The organism is Segatella albensis DSM 11370 = JCM 12258 (assembly GCF_000426565.1).
Lineage (GTDB): Bacteria > Bacteroidota > Bacteroidia > Bacteroidales > Bacteroidaceae > Prevotella > Prevotella albensis.
Window position 1 is genome coordinate 138,474 of sequence record NZ_AUFP01000007.1, and the last position, 16,482, is coordinate 154,955.

Annotated in this window: 17 protein-coding genes and 5 tRNA genes; 5 read left to right on the forward strand and 17 right to left on the reverse strand. The window is 39.3% G+C overall.

Going from position 1 to position 16,482, the window contains the following annotated elements:
• Nucleotide 1: 1 nt before the first annotated feature.
• The 17 genes from rpoB to K333_RS0105900 form a co-directional block, all read right to left on the reverse strand.
• Nucleotides 2-3,811: a DNA-directed RNA polymerase subunit beta gene (gene rpoB, locus K333_RS0105825; protein ID WP_027452443.1), complete on the reverse strand. Its 3,810-nt coding sequence runs from the start codon at nucleotides 3,809-3,811 to the stop codon at nucleotides 2-4.
• 143 nt (nucleotides 3,812-3,954) lie between these two features.
• Nucleotides 3,955-4,332 carry a 50S ribosomal protein L7/L12 gene (gene rplL / locus K333_RS0105830; protein WP_024989743.1) on the reverse strand — a complete coding sequence of 126 codons (378 nt, stop codon included), beginning with the start codon at nucleotides 4,330-4,332 and terminating at the stop codon, nucleotides 3,955-3,957.
• 56 nt (nucleotides 4,333-4,388) lie between these two features.
• On the reverse strand, nucleotides 4,389-4,907 hold the full coding sequence (rplJ, locus tag K333_RS0105835; RefSeq protein WP_024989744.1) for a 50S ribosomal protein L10: 519 nt from the start codon (nucleotides 4,905-4,907) through the stop codon (nucleotides 4,389-4,391).
• A gap of 12 nt (nucleotides 4,908-4,919) precedes the next feature.
• Nucleotides 4,920-5,618: a 50S ribosomal protein L1 gene (rplA, locus tag K333_RS0105840; RefSeq protein ID WP_024989745.1), complete on the reverse strand. Its 699-nt coding sequence runs from the start codon at nucleotides 5,616-5,618 to the stop codon at nucleotides 4,920-4,922.
• Between the two features lie 21 nt (nucleotides 5,619-5,639).
• The gene (gene rplK / locus K333_RS0105845) at nucleotides 5,640-6,080 is read right to left on the reverse strand and encodes a 50S ribosomal protein L11 (protein WP_024989746.1); all 441 of its coding nucleotides are present in this window, start codon (nucleotides 6,078-6,080) and stop codon (nucleotides 5,640-5,642) included.
• Nucleotides 6,081-6,170: 90 nt separating this feature from the next.
• Complete coding sequence (gene nusG / locus K333_RS0105850) at nucleotides 6,171-6,716, reverse strand: transcription termination/antitermination protein NusG (protein ID WP_024989747.1); 546 nt, start codon at nucleotides 6,714-6,716, stop codon at nucleotides 6,171-6,173.
• A gap of 12 nt (nucleotides 6,717-6,728) precedes the next feature.
• A complete protein-coding gene (gene secE, locus K333_RS12925) occupies nucleotides 6,729-6,920 on the reverse strand; it encodes a preprotein translocase subunit SecE (RefSeq protein WP_081657213.1) in 192 nt (63 codons plus the stop codon).
• A 16-nt stretch (nucleotides 6,921-6,936) separates the two neighbouring features.
• Nucleotides 6,937-7,009, reverse strand: a tRNA-Trp gene (locus K333_RS0105855).
• Nucleotides 7,010-7,057: 48 nt separating this feature from the next.
• Complete coding sequence (gene tuf, locus K333_RS0105860; protein WP_024989748.1) at nucleotides 7,058-8,254, reverse strand: elongation factor Tu; 1,197 nt, start codon at nucleotides 8,252-8,254, stop codon at nucleotides 7,058-7,060.
• 74 nt (nucleotides 8,255-8,328) lie between these two features.
• A tRNA-Thr gene (locus K333_RS0105865) sits at nucleotides 8,329-8,400 on the reverse strand.
• Between the two features lie 8 nt (nucleotides 8,401-8,408).
• Nucleotides 8,409-8,481: transfer RNA gene (locus K333_RS0105870), tRNA-Gly, on the reverse strand.
• 5 nt (nucleotides 8,482-8,486) lie between these two features.
• Nucleotides 8,487-8,568 (reverse strand) — tRNA-Tyr (locus tag K333_RS0105875).
• A 5-nt stretch (nucleotides 8,569-8,573) separates the two neighbouring features.
• A tRNA-Thr gene (locus tag K333_RS0105880) sits at nucleotides 8,574-8,647 on the reverse strand.
• Nucleotides 8,648-8,745: 98 nt separating this feature from the next.
• Nucleotides 8,746-9,045, reverse strand: coding sequence for a ribosome hibernation-promoting factor, HPF/YfiA family (gene hpf, locus K333_RS0105885; protein WP_027452444.1), 300 nt, complete (start codon nucleotides 9,043-9,045; stop codon nucleotides 8,746-8,748).
• Nucleotides 9,046-9,070: 25 nt separating this feature from the next.
• Nucleotides 9,071-9,955, reverse strand: a complete 885-nt coding sequence (locus K333_RS0105890) for a tyrosine-type recombinase/integrase (RefSeq protein WP_024989749.1) — start codon at nucleotides 9,953-9,955, stop codon at nucleotides 9,071-9,073.
• Between the two features lie 71 nt (nucleotides 9,956-10,026).
• Complete coding sequence (gene rpsU, locus K333_RS0105895) at nucleotides 10,027-10,218, reverse strand: 30S ribosomal protein S21 (RefSeq protein WP_024989750.1); 192 nt, start codon at nucleotides 10,216-10,218, stop codon at nucleotides 10,027-10,029.
• A gap of 129 nt (nucleotides 10,219-10,347) precedes the next feature.
• Nucleotides 10,348-12,141, reverse strand: a complete 1,794-nt coding sequence (locus K333_RS0105900; protein WP_027452445.1) for an aminopeptidase P family protein — start codon at nucleotides 12,139-12,141, stop codon at nucleotides 10,348-10,350.
• A gap of 152 nt (nucleotides 12,142-12,293) precedes the next feature.
• On the opposite strand from K333_RS0105900, the gene K333_RS0105905 reads away from it, so the two are divergent.
• The 5 genes from K333_RS0105905 to K333_RS0105925 all read left to right on the forward strand — a co-directional run.
• Nucleotides 12,294-13,286 (forward strand): malate dehydrogenase, encoded by a 993-nt coding sequence (locus K333_RS0105905; protein ID WP_024989752.1) that lies wholly within the window; start codon nucleotides 12,294-12,296, stop codon nucleotides 13,284-13,286.
• A gap of 227 nt (nucleotides 13,287-13,513) precedes the next feature.
• Nucleotides 13,514-14,359: a DUF3737 family protein gene (locus K333_RS0105910; RefSeq protein WP_024989753.1), complete on the forward strand. Its 846-nt coding sequence runs from the start codon at nucleotides 13,514-13,516 to the stop codon at nucleotides 14,357-14,359.
• 18 nt (nucleotides 14,360-14,377) lie between these two features.
• Nucleotides 14,378-15,577 carry a MalY/PatB family protein gene (locus tag K333_RS0105915; RefSeq protein ID WP_024989754.1) on the forward strand — a complete coding sequence of 400 codons (1,200 nt, stop codon included), beginning with the start codon at nucleotides 14,378-14,380 and terminating at the stop codon, nucleotides 15,575-15,577.
• A 22-nt stretch (nucleotides 15,578-15,599) separates the two neighbouring features.
• Entirely contained in the window at nucleotides 15,600-16,127 is a 528-nt protein-coding gene (locus tag K333_RS0105920) for a nitroreductase family protein (RefSeq protein WP_024989755.1), read from the forward strand.
• 65 nt (nucleotides 16,128-16,192) lie between these two features.
• Nucleotides 16,193-16,482: transposase (locus K333_RS0105925; RefSeq protein ID WP_036889083.1), on the forward strand; the 290-nt coding region annotated here is incomplete at its 3' end.

A 16,482-nucleotide genomic window follows, 5' to 3' on the forward strand; every position in this document is an offset into this window, starting at 1 on the left:
TTTAATCAAGCTTGATGCTAAGTCCTAGGCCTCGGAGCTCATGAAGCAAGACATTCAAAGATTCAGGAATACCAGGAGTTGGCATTGTGTCGCCCTTAACAATAGCCTCATAAGCCTTAGAACGACCAACAACATCATCACTCTTAATAGTTAATATTTCCTGCAGAACGTGACTTGCGCCAAATGCCTCAATGGCCCAAACCTCCATCTCTCCAAAACGCTGACCACCAAATTGAGCCTTACCACCAAGTGGCTGCTGAGTAATCAAACTGTAAGGTCCAATTGAACGAGCATGCATCTTATCCTCTACCATATGACCTAACTTCAAGAAGTATGTCATACCAATAGTAGCAGGCTGATCAAACTTTTCTCCTGTCTCACCATCATAGATATAAGTAGAGCATAGACGTGGAAGACCAGCCTTATCAGTCCATTCCTGTAAGTCTTTAAGTTTTGCACCATCAAAGATAGGAGTAGCAAACTTAACACCTAATTTCTTACCTGCAGCACCAAGAATAGCCTCAAAGATCTGACCCAAGTTCATACGAGAAGGCACACCCATTGGGTTCAAGACCAAATCAACAGGACGTCCATCCTCAAGGAAAGGCATATCCTCTGTTCGAACAACCTTTGAAACAATACCCTTATTACCATGACGACCGGCTAGCTTATCACCAACTTGGATTTTACGTTTCTTAGCCACATACACCTTAGCCATCTGTAAAATACCAGAAGGTAATTCATCACCAATAGTAATAGCAAACTTTCTACGTTTTAACTCCGCATCAAGAAGTTTGTATTTACGTATATAATTCATGATCAGGCTCTGAATCAAACCATTTACATGTTCATCCTCAGTCCAATCATTACTTTGAATACCATCATATTCCAGATTTTTCAAAGCTGGTGCTGTAAACTTACTACCCTTAGTAATAACCTCTGCACCACTATAGTCCTTAACGCCCTGACAAGTTTTCCCCTCTGTGAGAGTCAAAAGTTTATCAACCAAGATATCCTTTAAGTCATTATCTTTAGCCTCATATTCCTCATCTATTTTGGCAAGGATTATCTTATCCTGCTTCTTAGACTCACGGGTCTTAACAGCTCTAGAGAACAACTTCTTATCAATTACAACACCACTCAAAGAAGGATTAGCCTTCAAAGAAGAGTCTTTAACGTCACCTGCCTTATCACCAAAGATAGCACGAAGCAATTTCTCTTCTGGAGAAGGATCACTTTCACCCTTTGGAGAAATCTTTCCGATCAAGATATCGCCAGGTTCTACACGTGCGCCAACACGAATAATACCATTATCATCAAGATCTTTAGTAGCCTCTTCGCTAACATTAGGAATATCAGAAGTAAACTCCTCAGTACCTCTCTTTGTCTCACGAACATCAAGAGAATATTCATCCACATGTACAGAAGTCAGAACATCCTCACGTACCATACGCTCAGAAATAACTACAGCATCCTCGTAGTTATAACCTTTCCAAGGAATATAAGCAACAAGAAGGTTACGACCTAAAGCTAATTCACCATTTTCTGTTGCATAACCCTCAGTCAAAATATCACCCTTCTTAACTCTTTGTCCCTTATTACAAATAGGACGCAAGTCTATTGTCATGTTTTGGTTTGTTCTACGGAATTTAGGTATTCTATATTCCTTAAGAGCAGGCTCAAAACTTACAAACTCTTCTTCCTCTGTACGATCATAAAGAATACGAATTGTAGTTGCATCAACATACTCAATAACACCCTCACCTTCAGCTGTTACCTGAGTACGAGAATCCTCACAAACCTGTTTTTCCAGACCAGTTCCAACAATTGGAGCATCATTATGAAGCAAAGGAACAGCCTGACGCATCATATTACAACCCATCAAAGCACGGTGACCATCATCATGCTCCAAGAATGGAATTAAAGATGCAGAAACAGATGCAATCTGCTGTGGAGCAACATCCATATAATCAACCTGTGTAGGTTCTACAACAGGGAAATCAGCATTTTCACGACAGTGTACTACACTACGAATAAATGTGCCATCTTCATTTAATGGAGCATTACCTTGAGCAACAAGTTTTCCATCCTCTTCCTCAGCGGTCAAGAAGACAACATCATCATTAGACATATCAACGACACCATCCGTAACCTTACGATAAGGAGTCTCAATAAAGCCTAATTCATTAATAGTAGCATAGACACATAATGAAGAAATCAATCCAATGTTAGGACCTTCTGGACTTTCAATAGGACAAAGACGACCATAATGCGTATAATGCACATCACGAACCTCGAATCCAGCACGCTCACGAGACAAGCCACCAGGACCTAACGCTGACAGACGACGCTTGTGCGTAACTTCAGCCAAAGGATTGGTCTGATCCATAAACTGGCTCAAAGGGTTAGTTCCAAAGAAAGAATTTATAACACTAGAGATTGTCTTAGCATTAATCAAATCTGTTGGAGTAAACACCTCATTATCGCGAACGTTCATTCTCTCTCTAATAGTACGACTCATTCGAGCCAAACCAATAGAGAATTGGTTAGCGAGTTGCTCGCCAACAGTTCTAACACGACGATTTGACAAGTGGTCAATATCATCAACAGTAGCATTTGAATTAATAAGTTTAATGAGATACTTTATAATCTCAATAATATCTTCTTTGGTAAGAACACGAGTATCAGAATCGATATCCAAACCAAGTTTCTTATTAATTCTATAGCGACCTACTTCACCCAAATCATATCTCTTATCTGAGAAGAACAGATTCTGGAACACCTCACGTGCACTAGCATCGTCCGCAGGATCAGCATTTCTCAACTGTCTATAGATATAATTTACAGCTTCTTTTTCAGAATTACTTGGGTCCTTTGCCAAGGTATTAAAGATAATAGAATACTTATTAGCGACCTCCTCATCCTTATGAAGAAGAACTGTAGAAGCACCACTTTCAAGAATTTCCTCAATATTATCTTCTGTCAACTCGGTTTCGCGCTCCATAATAACCTCATTACGTTCAATGGAAACAACTTCACCGGTATCCTCGTCAACGAAATCTTCATTCCAGCTTTTAAGAACACGAGCTGCTAATTTACGTCCAATAGCAGCCTTCATATTCTTCTTGTTAACCTTAACTTCTTCAGCAAGGTCGAAGATCTGAAGAATATCCTTATCCTGCTCAAAACCAATAGCGCGCAACAAAGTTGTAACAGGCAACTTTTTCTTACGGTCAATGTAAGCATACATGACACTATTAATATCAGTTGCGAACTCTATCCAACTACCCTTAAAAGGAATAATACGAGCAGAATAAAGAACAGTACCATTTGCATGTACACCCTGGCCAAAGAATACACCAGGAGAACGATGCAACTGAGCAACAACAACACGTTCAGCACCATTAATGACAAAAGTACCGTTTTCTGTCATATAAGGGATGGTTCCTAAGAAAACATCCTGAATAAATGTACCAAAATCCTCATGATCAGGATCAGTACAATACAGTTTCATCTTAGCCTTTAAAGGTACGCTATAAGTCAAGCCACGCTCAAGACATTCATCAATAGAATAACGAGGTGGATCGATATAGTAATCCAAGAACTCAAGAACGAAATTATTACGCGTATCGGTAATTGGAAAATTCTCAGCGAACACTTTGTATAAGCCGTCGTTCTTACGTTCCTCAGGCGGAGTATCCAACTGTAAGAAATCTCTGAAAGACTTTAACTGCACATCGAGAAAATCCGGATATGGATACGGATTATGTACGCTTGCGAAGTTAATTCTATTATTAACTAATTTTGTCATTAGAAGAAATTGAACAGTGTTATTAATCTGAATAAAACAGTTTTTTATAAAGTGCCAAAAGACACAAAATGGTTAGGACATACCTACTTGGCAAATCCTAACCATATATGAATTGGAGTAGAAACTACTCCATTAGGCTCTAATTACTTAAGAGTTACCTTAGCACCCTCAGCCTCGATAGTCTTCTTCAGATTCTCAGCCTCGTCCTTAGCAACACCTTCCTTAATTACAGCAGGAGCAGCATCAACAAGATCCTTAGCTTCCTTCAAACCAAGACCACAAGCCTCCTTAACGGCCTTAACAACCTTAAGTTTGTTTGCACCAGCGTCAGTAAGCTCAACATCGAACTCTGACTTCTCCTCAGCAGCGGCTGCACCACCTGCTGCAGGACCAGCAGCTACAGCAACAGCTGCAGCAGCAGGCTCAATACCATACTCGTCCTTCAGGACTGTTGCCAACTCATTAACTTCCTTAACAGTAAGATTTACTAATTCTTCTGCAATAGCTTTTACGTCTGCCATTTTATTCTAAAAATTTAATTTTGTTTATACTTTAATTTTTGATGTGACATTAAAAATTACTCAGGACGCTCGCCTAATGTCTTAAGCACACCATGAATAGTGTTTGCACCTGACTGAAGAGCAGATACGACATTCTTCGCTGGAGACTGCAACAAAGTAACAATCTCTGCAATAACTTCGTTCTTACTCTTAAGAGCAGCAAGCTCATCCAGTTTATCAGCTCCAACATAGAAGCTTTCCTCTGCATAAGCAGCTTTAAGGGCAGGAATACCTTCCTTCTTATAATCCTTCAAAAGTTTAGCAGGAACATTAGCTGTCTGTGCGAACAAAACAGCAGTATTACCTTTTAAACTTGCATACAAAGGTTCAAAATCGACCTCTGAAGCATCCAAAGCCTTAATCAAAAGTTTGTTTTTAACAACAACCATTTTAATTTCGCTCTGGAAACACTTACGACGAAGCTTACTAGTTGCCTCAGCATCTAAACCTGTAACATCTACAAGATAGAAATGAGGATATTCAGCCAACTTCTGACCAAGCTCGGTTACAATAGTATCTTTTTCTTCTTTCTTCATCTTTACAAACTTTTAGAGTGTTTCAACTGATTTAGGATCAATCTTGATACCCTTACTCATAGTGCTAGAAAGGAAGATACTCTTTAGGTATGTACCCTTTGCAGCAGCAGGTTTCAAACGAATAACAGTAGAGATAAACTCTTTTGCGTTACCGTAGATTTGATCAGCAGACATAGAGATCTTACCAATTGAAGTATGGATAATACCAGCCTTATCAACTTTGAAATCAATCTTACCCTGCTTTACATCCTTAACTGCCTTAGCAACATCCATTGTAACAGTGCCACTCTTAGGGTTAGGCATAAGTCCACGAGGACCTAACACACGACCTAAAGGTCCAATCTTACCCATGCAAGAAGGCATTGTGATAATTACATCAACATCTGTCCAACCACCTTTGATCTTTTCAACATACTCGTCAAGACCAACGTAATCAGCACCTGCTTCTTTAGCAGCAGCTTCCTGATCAGGAGTACAAAGTGCAAGAACACGAGTAACCTTACCGGTACCATTTGGCAATGAAACAACGCCACGAACCATCTGGTTAGCTTTACGTGGATCTACACCTAGACGTACATCAATATCAAGAGATGCATCAAACTTAGTAGTAGTAATCTCCTTTACTAACTCTGCAGCCTCTTTCAATGTGTATGCCTTCCCTGCTTCAACTTTATCAGCTACTGATTTTTGATTTTTTGTCAGTTTACTCATTTTCTTAATTGAAGTTTTAAATTATTTACCAGGGAAGTCCCCTTTTACAGAAATACCCATACTACGAGCTGTACCAGCAATCAATCTCATTGCAGACTCAACTGTAAAGCAATTCAAGTCTTTCATTTTATCCTCAGCGATAGCCTTTACTTGATCCCAAGTAATAGTAGCAACCTTCTGACGATTAGGCTGACCAGAACCCTTCTTTACCTTAGCAGCATCTTTCAACTGAACAGCTGCAGGTGGAGTCTTAATGATGAAATCAAATGACTTATCAGTATAGTACGTAATAACAACTGGTAAGACCTTACCAGCCTTATCCTGGGTACGGGCGTTAAATTCTTTGCAGAATCCCATGATATTAATACCCTTAGAACCCAGAGCAGGTCCTACTGGAGGAGAAGGATTCGCAGCGCCACCTTTAATCTGTAATTTGATTAATCCAGCAACTTCTTTAGCCATTTCTTTTGTTAATAAATTAATTGATTAATATAAGCTATAAAAGTGGAAGCCCTTTTAGCCATATTAGGACAAACTATCGTAACACCAAGTTTATCCTTCTTTTTCAACTTGCATATAACCTAATTCCAATGGAGTCTTACGACCAAAAATCTTCACCATAACTTTCAGTTTATGCTTTTCAGCATTAACCTCTTCGATTACACCACTAAAGCCACTGAAAGGACCATCAATAACCTTAACGGTTTCATCTACTACATATGGGATATCAAGATTTTCTTCGATTTCAGTTTCCTCAGCAGTACCCAACATTCTATTAATATCAGACTGAGGAACCGGAGTAGGATTATCAAGTCCTCCTAAGACTCCTAAACAATTAGGCATAAATCTCAAGGTTGAAGCAACATCACCTTGAAGATTAGCTTCAATAAAAACATAACCAGGCAAAGAAACTTTCTCCTTAACCACACGTTTACCAGCACGCATTGAAGCATGTTTCTCCAAAGGAATCAAAACCTGAGAAACATGAGATGCCAGTAAATCATTATGTTTCATCTCAGCCTCGATATATTCTTTCAGCTTAGCTTCTTTACCGCTAACAGCCTTAAATACATACCATTTATTTCCTAATTCTGCCATTTTCCTTTAATATTAACCTGGATAAACAACACCCATAATCCAACTAAAAGCTGAATCCATAGCGAATACTACCAGAGCAATGACAAGGGAAGCAGATAAAACAACCACTGCGCTGTGAGTCAATTCACGAGGTGTCGGCCAAGTAGTTTTATGCGCAAGCTCATCAAAACAAGCTTTGCAATAATTTACTATCTTATTAAGCATATTGTTTATCAATTAGCACGGGTTGAAAGACTCGAACTCTCGACACCTGGTTTTGGAGACCAGTGCTCTACCAACTGAGCTAAACCCGTAGATAGTCTCCGCTCCGTAAAGAACGGAGACTAGTTATATAGTTTTAATTACTTGATATCGTCAAGAATTGCAGTAATCTGACCAGAACCAACGGTACGACCACCTTCACGGATAGCGAAACGAAGACCTTCGTTCAAAGCAACCTTGTAGATAAGCTCAACCTCAATCTCAACGTTATCACCAGGCATAACCATTTCTACACCTTCTGGAAGCTTGATCTCACCAGTACAGTCCATAGTACGGAGATAGAACTGAGGACGATACTTATTACCGAATGGAGTATGACGACCACCCTCTTCTTTCTTCAATACGTAGATAGAAGCCTTGAAGTGATCATGAGGAGTGATAGCACCTGGATGTACAACAACCATACCACGCTTAACCTCTTCCTTATCGATACCACGGAGAAGCAAACCTACGTTATCACCAGCTTCACCTTCTGGCAATGTCTTACGGAACATCTCAACACCAGTAATAACTGACTTCTTATCTTCACCAAGACCGAGCAACTGAACTTCGTCACCGACCTTACATCTACCAGTTTCGATACGACCTGTAGCTACAGTACCACGACCTGTGATAGAGAATACATCCTCAACAGGCATCAAGAAAGGCTTATCAACCTCACGCTCTGGCTCCTGGATCCACTCATCGACAGTGTCCATCAACTCAACAACAGAGTCAACCCACTTATCAACATCGTTCAAAGCACCAAGTGCAGAGCCACGAACGATTGGAGTATCCTCCTCGTAGCCATACTGGTCAAGGATTTCATGAACTTCCATTTCAACGAGTTCAAGCATCTCCTCATCGTCAACCATATCACACTTATTCAAGAAAACGACCAAACGAGGAACATTTACCTGACGTGCCAAAAGTACGTGCTCACGTGTCTGAGGCATAGGACCATCAGTTGCAGCAACTACCAAGATTGCACCATCCATCTGAGCAGCACCAGTAACCATGTTCTTTACATAGTCAGCGTGACCCGGACAGTCAACGTGTGCATAATGACGCTTTGCAGTTTCATACTCGATGTGAGCAGTGTTAATAGTAATACCACGCTCTTTCTCCTCAGGAGCATTATCAATCTGATCGAAAGACTTAACATCTTCAGCTGTACCAAGTTTCTCATTCAAAACTTTAGAAATTGCAGCAGTAAGAGTTGTTTTACCGTGGTCAACATGACCGATTGTACCAATATTAACGTGCGGTTTGGTACGTACGAATTCTTCCTTAGCCATAGCTTTTCTTTTTTATTTAAATAAATGATTTATCAATAATGTTTTTCTGCCAAGATGCTAAAAGACCTATGCAGAGCTGTAACTGAGAGTTGAACTCAGGACCTCTTCCTTACCAAGGAAGTGCTCTACCACTGAGCTATTACAGCATCGTTAGAGCGGAAAACGGGGCTCAAACCCGCGACCCCCAGCTTGGAAGGCTAGTGCTCTATCAACTGAGCTATTTCCGCAAATGTGGGTAGTGATGGATTCGAACCACCGAAGCTAGAAGCAGCAGATTTACAGTCTGCCCCATTTGGCCACTCTGGAAACTACCCTTTTGAGCCTCTTGTCGGATTCGAACCAACGACCCCGAGATTACAAATCACGTGCTCTGGCCAACTGAGCTAAAGAGGCAAATCTATGCAGCCGACAATCGGCTTTTAAGACCTGTTGTAAAACGGCTGCAAAGATACGAATTATTTTTTAATCACCAAAACTTTTTCGTGTTTTTTTTAATGATTACGTATTTTTTCTTTGTATTTAGTCAATTGAACCTTCAACGCATCTACACTCTGATCAACACCCTCTTCAAAAGTATCACATGTCTTTGTCACATGTAATGTATTACCAGGGACATCAACCGTAATAGAAGTTTCCTTATTCAATGCGGTAGCAGGCTTAACGACCTTTAATTGCACCTCTACTTTCTGTATATCTTCAAATGATTTTTCCAACTTGGCAGTTTTCTTTTCGATAAACGCCTGTAATTTCTCAGTGGCATCGAAATGAATCGATTTAATTCTAATTTCCATAATGACCTCCTTATTTTATTAAAGGTTAAGCCCGCGGGTGGGCATTCTTATAAACTTTTTTAAGCTGTTCAAAGGTTGTATGCGTATAAATCTCTGTTGTTGTAAGACTCGCATGCCCTAACAGCTTTTTCAAACTTTCAAGCCCCGCCTCATGGTTCAGCATTGCCGTTGCAAAAGAATGCCTCAATACATGAGGAGTTCGTTCTTTTAAAGAGCAAACCCGTGACAAATTCTTTTTAACCCCGTATTGAACTTGATAGCTTTTAAGTCTATCCCCCTTCACAGAGAGAAACACAGCATCACTTTTACGTGATATTTTAGAATTTCTAAAGTTCATATACCCCTGAAGAGTCAACAAAAGTTCTTCACCCAAAGGTATTATACGTTGTTTATTTCTCTTGCCGGTAACCTTTATTTCTCGATTTGTCAGATTCACAGAAGAATCATCCAAACCAATCAATTCCGACAATCTAACGCCAGTCTCATAAAATGTCATTATAATTGTACGAAACAAGACATCCTCATAATCATCCATATCCCACATACGTTCATCCAAAAGAGCATCCATCTCCTTTTCTTTTAGAAATTGAGGAAGAGGACGGCCTTGTTTGAGGCCACGGACAAAGCGAGCAGGATTAGACCTTATTATATTACGAGAAACAGCGAAATTATAAAAGGAGCGCAAAGCGCTTAGCCTTCGATTTATCGAGGCTACAGAACTTCCGGCATCCATCATAGATTCCACCCAATCCCGTACGACATCGGCGTCGACTGATTCCCAAGAATTTAGAGTGTCAGATTTCTTAAAAAACGACTCAAAGGCATCCAAATCGTCAGAATAACCTTTTACAGTATGCTCTGAGCGACAAAGTTCAAGCCTAAGATAGTTTAAAAAGTCCTCCTTCATCATATACGTTGCTCATCTTTATGGCAACGAATATACGGAAATTAATTCAATCCACCAAATTTTTAACGAAGTTTTTATTCTTCGTTAGTACGAAGTTGCTGTACGTAGATAGCGTGCTCCATCTTGAGTCTCTTCTTTACAGATGGTTTGTCATACTGCTGACGAGCACGAAGCTCTTTAACGACACCTGTCTTTTCGAATTTTCTCTTGAACTTTTTCAAAGCTCTTTCGATGTTCTCACCATCTTTAACTGGTACAATAATCATGCTTTAATCTTTTAATTATTAATATGTTATAACGATTGATTGCAGCCGAAGCCACAATTTGCGGGTGCAAAATTACATCTATTTTATGAAACAAACAACTTTTTCTCAATATTTTTAATATTTTTAGGTCTAGATTGGTCTTGTTTCTGCTTCTAACCACGTTTTTTCTTCAGAATTTAAGTATGGAGACAATTTTTCATTTACTAATTTATGGTAATTATTCAACCAGTTTATTTCTTTTGGTTCCATCAACTCTGAAATTATCGGTTCTACATCTATCGGACATAAAGTAAGAGGTTCCATTTGCAAGAAACTTCCAAAATCGGTATCCTTATATTTCTTTATTAATAAGGTGTTTTCTATTCGCACTCCAAATTTTCCTTTCACATAGATGCCAGGTTCGTCCGTCACGGTCATACCGGCAACTAATGGAGTTTTGACATATTCCATTCTAATTTGGTGTGGCCCTTCATGAACACTTAGAAAAGATCCTACGCCATGACCTGTACCATGAAGGAAATTCAAGCCATGTTCCCATAAAGGTTCCCTACAAATGGCATCTATTTGAGTTCCTGTCGCGAGCTCTGGGAACTTAGCCATTTCCAATCGAATATGAGATCGAAGAACCAAGGTATAAATCTTCCTTTGCTCATCCGTCAAAGGTCCCAACGGAATTGTTCTCGTAATATCAGTAGTACCATCTTGATATTGAGCCCCACTATCCAAAAGCAGAAATCCCTTAGGTAACAGCATTGCATCCGAAATAGCATCAGCTTCATAATGAACGATTGCGCCATGAGACTCATACCCTGCAATGGTGTCAAAAGAAAGACCTATATAATTTTCATTCTCTGACCGAAGGCTCTCCAGTTTATCGCTAACAGAGATTTCTGTCTGTCCTCCTGCTTCTACTGCTGGACGTAGCCATTTCAAAAACTTAACCAAAGCGACACCATCTTTGACCATCGCATTTTTAAAGCCATTAATCTCCGTCGGATTCTTAATGGCTTTCATTCTTGGGATTGGAGATTCTCCACTAACAACAGTTATCTTTCCATCTTTCAACGCATTATATACGCGATAGCTCGTTTCCGCAGGATCAAGAAGAACAGAGCACTTCATTTCTTCCTTAGAGAAATAAGTACAAATACTGTCATAAGGGGCCACACAAACATCTATCGTTTGTAGATAATTCGCTACATCTGTAGGAATTTTCTCATCATTAACAAACAATATCACACGTTCCTTGCCTATAAACAGATAAGAGACAAACACTGGAGTACAATGAATATCATCACCTCGAAGATTCAACGTCCAAGCAATGTCATCCAAAGAAGATACCAACATTCCCTCACAGCGCAAATCATTCAATTTTTGTCTTATTCTATCTATTTTTGCCAAAGTACTTTCGCCACAGAATTCTTCGGGATGCCTTCGAATTTCATTCGATGGAATAGGCGGACGATTATTCCAGATAGAATCCAAAGGATCGACATCGAATCTCATAGAGATTCCATACACGTCTAAAGACTTCACGAAAACATCTGCCAAGCCATAAGAAATCGTATTACCGTCAATTCCAACAACTTTGTTTTGCTCATTTTCAAGTTGTTCTTCCAGCCATTCAAAGATGGAAGGAGTCCCCGCAATTTTCTCACGCATCAAAACAAACTCAGTATCCTGAAGTTGAGATTCTGCAGCTAGGAAATATCTAGAGTCAGTCCACAAGGCCGCTCCATTTTTCGTTACGACAGCAATACCAGCCGACCCATCAAAGCCAGATATCCACGCCCTTCCTTTCCAATGTTCCGGTACATATTCACTTTGATGTGCATCAGAACTAAGGAAAATAAAGGCCGAAAAGCGCTCACGCTCCATGAATTCTCGAAGGGAACGTAAATGATTACAGATTTCTACATTCATACTTTTTGCTATATAGACATTACAAAGGTAAGTTTTTTAAGAATAAACAACAAATTAAAAACAAAATAAATGCTATTTTTAAACTATATTTTATTAACTTTGCGGTCGCAAGCATAAAAACATTTAAAACAATTAAATAAAGAGACGTAGTTATGAACTATTTAACAAACGACAAGCTGGTCATCGTAGGCGCAGGCGGTATGATTGGCTCAAACATGGTACAGAGCGCAATGATGCTTGGCCTTACTCCAAACATTTGTCTTTATGATATTTTCGAGCCAGGTGTACACGGAGTATATGACGAAATGGCACAATGTGCATTCCCTGGAGCAAATCTCACATGGACAACAGATCCTGAAAAGGCATTTACTGGTGCTAAATATATCATCTCATCAGGTGGTGCTCCTCGTAAGGAGGGTATGACCCGTGAGGACCTTCTCAAAGGCAACTGTAAGATTGCTGCAGAGTTTGGTGACAACATCAAGAAATATTGTCCAAACGTTGAGCACGTTGTTGTTATCTTCAACCCAGCTGACGTTACAGCATTAACAACCTTGATTCATTCAGGCTTGAAGCCAAATCAGCTTACCTCACTTGCAGCTCTTGACTCTACTCGTCTTCAGCAAGCTTTGGCTGAGGAGTTTGGTGTACAACAGGATAAAGTTACAGGTGCACACACTTATGGTGGCCATGGTGAGCAGATGGCAGTATTTGCTTCACAGGTTAAGATTGACGGTAAGCCATTGGCAGAGATGGGACTTTCTGACGAGCGTTGGGAAGAGATTAAGCACCACACAGTACAGGGTGGTTCTAACATCATCAAATTACGTGGCCGCAGTTCTTTCCAGAGCCCAGCTTACAACGCTGTTAAGATGATTGCAGCTGCTATGGGTGGTGAGAAATTTACTTTACCAGCAGGTTGTTTCGTTAGCAACGACTCACTTGGTTTCAAGAATGTAATGATGGCTATGCCAACAACTATCGATAAGACAGGTGTACACTTCACAGAGCCAACAGGAACTGAGGCAGAGTTAGCAGATCTTAAGAAATCATACGATCACCTTTGCAAGATGCGTGATGAGATCGTAGAGTTAGGTATCGTTCCTCCAGTAGATCAGTGGAAGGAGATGAATCCGAACATCTAATCTATATAAGATTTGTTTTTACACAAAATAGATAAAGAAGCTAGGATTTGAATCCTAGCTTCTTTTTTATTTTTCCAACAATTCTACAGACCTACAAATACCCAAGAAATCAATAACTACAAATAATTCTTCAAACAAATATTAATTATATAACAACAACCGTAATTGGGATAATTGAAAATTGATTCTTTATTTGTATATTTGCAGCATTAAACAAATAATGAGGTATGGAAATCATAAAAGATAAGAAGTTTGGTGGTGAGCGCCCTTTATTTGGAGTCCACGATGTAAATCTAGACAACATTACAATTACAGATGGTGAATCTGGTATTAAATGTTGTAAAGACATAGAATGTCACAATTCTAGTTTTTATGGGAAATATCCTTTGTGGCATGTTGATAACAGCATCATAACCGATTGTTATTTTGCGCCCAACAGCAGATCTGCAATTTGGTATAGCAATAATATGCTCATGAAAGACTGCATCATAGATGGTCCAAAGTTTTTCAGAGAGATGAATAACTTAGAACTAGATCATGTTAAAATTACAGATGCCGATGAGACCTTTTGGAGAGTCAAAGGACTGAAAATAAAAGATGTGGAATTACACGATGGAACATATCCTTTTATGTTTTCTGAGGATATCTACGTGAATGGATTAATCACAAATTCCAAGTACGTATTTCAATACTGTAAGAATGTAGAGATACACAATGCCAAGATTACAACAAAAGACAGTTTCTGGGAATGTGAGAACGTAACAGTATACGACTCAGAACTGAACGGAGAATATCTTGCATGGCATAGTAAAAACATAAGATTAATAAGGTGTCACATCCGTGGCGAACAACCCCTATGCTATCTAGATGGAATAAAACTAGAAGACTGCACGTTTGATGAAGAATGTGACAGAGTTTTCGAAGATAGTAGCAACATCGATGCAACGATAAATGGGAATATCACAGAAATCAAGAACCCTATATCAGGAAAAATCGTAGCCAATAACATAAAGAAGATAACATACGATTCATTTGCCAAGGGTAAAAGTTGTATCATCAAAGAAAGAAAATAAAAAAGTAATTATAGAAATATGACAAAATACGATTTCAATCAAGTTATCCCAAGAAAGAATACAAATTCATACAAATGGGACATCGTAGCAGACGATATTATTCCACTTTGGGTAGCCGACATGGATTTCGAGGTTGCACCAGAGATTAAACAGGCTATTATAGAAAGGGCCAACCACGGAATATTTGGATATACACTTGTACCCGATTCTTATTATGAATCTATTATCCAATGGTTTAAGAACCGCCACAATTGGTCGATAGACAGAAATTCTATCATATACACATCAGGCGTTGTACCAGCTATCTCAGCAACAATCAAAGCATTAGCAATGCCAGGTGAAAACGTACTCGTTCAGACACCAGTATATAATTGTTTCTTTTCCAGCATTCGGAACCAAGGTTGCAGCATCATAGAGAATGAATTAATTAGAGAAGGAGATACGTACAAAATCAACTTTGAAGACTTCGAAAAGAAATGTGCAGACGAAAAGACGACAATATTCCTTCTCTGTAACCCTCATAATCCAACAGGTCGTGTATGGACTAAAGATGAGTTAGAGCGCATGAACTCCATATGTCTAAAATATGGAGTAAAAGTTATCTCTGATGAAATACATTGTGAGTTGGTTATGCCTGGGTATTCATACACCCCATTTGCGTCTATCAGTGATGAATGTAAAAACAACAGTATAATTTTAAACTCACCATCCAAGGCATTTAATATAGCAGGGTTACAAATTGCAAACATTATATGTGAGAATACGGTATGGAGAAGAAGGATAAATCGTGCTATAAACATATTTGAGATCTGTGATGTCAACCCTTTCGGAATCGTAGCCTTACAAGCTGCATATAATAAAGGTGGAGAATGGATTGATGAACTCAACCAATACATTTATGAGAACTACCTCTATCTTAAAAAGTTTATTTTAGAAGAACTTCCTCAGGTAGAAGTCATCAAATTGGAAGGTACATACTTAGCATGGATAGATATCATGTGTTTTGAACTCTCTAGCGACGAAGCCTACAATGAACTTCTCAACGATGGAAAAGTACTTGTAAACAGTGGAACTCTATATGGCAAGAAATCCGGAGAAGGATACTTACGCATCAATCTGGCTTGCCCTAGAGAAACTTTGAAGAAAGGTCTCATCCGTATAGCTCGCATCTTAGGACAATACATAGAAGAAGAAAGTAGAATGGGATGCCCTATGTAATTAGAAACTAAATATTGCAATTATGGAAAACGAAGTTTTAAAAGCCATTAAAGAAAGAAGAAGCATCAGGCGCTTTAAGTCTGAGCAGATCAACGACGATGAACTAAAAACCGTATTGGAGGCTGGTACTTGGGCTGCTACAGGCAAGGGAACACAAGACCCATGGATTGTTGCAGTACAGAATCAAGAACAAAAAGAAGAACTTATTAGGATGAACGCGGAAATTATGGGAGTATCATCAGACCCATATTATGGTGCGCCAACTATTGTTCTCGTGTTTGCCTCAAAAGAGAACAAGAATAACGTAAAAGATGGATCTTTGGTTCTTGGTAATATGATGCTTGCCGCTCACTCTATAGGTCTTGCTTCTTGCTGGATAAACAGAGCTGACAAGATGTTCGAAACAGAAGAAGGTAAGGCGCTACTAGAGAAATGGGGCCTGAAAGATTACAATCTTTTAGGAATCGGAGCCCTCGCATTGGGATATGCTTCAAGTCATCCTCATACTATAAAAGAAAGGAAAAAAGATTATTATAGAATCATCAAATAAAAAGAGAGTGTAAAGTAAACTGTGTCAGGCTACAATAAAAGTAGTAAGACATAGTTTATTTTATGATGGCAAACGAAGAAATTGATTACAAGTTGGCAGCCGAACAATTACGTACAGGCAAGCCATTGTTTGGTAAGGAAGGTGCTTTGGCGCCTATGTTGGAGCGTATTTTGAATGCAGCTCTTGAGGGTGAGATGGATGCTCACCTGAATGAAGAATCCCGTGAAAGCGGCAATCGTCGCAACGGAAAGATGTCCAAGACAGTTCAGACGCAATATGGTGAAGTGACTGTCGAGACGCCTCGTGACCGTGATGGCAGCTTTGATCCCCAGACAGTCCGCAAACGTGAGACGAT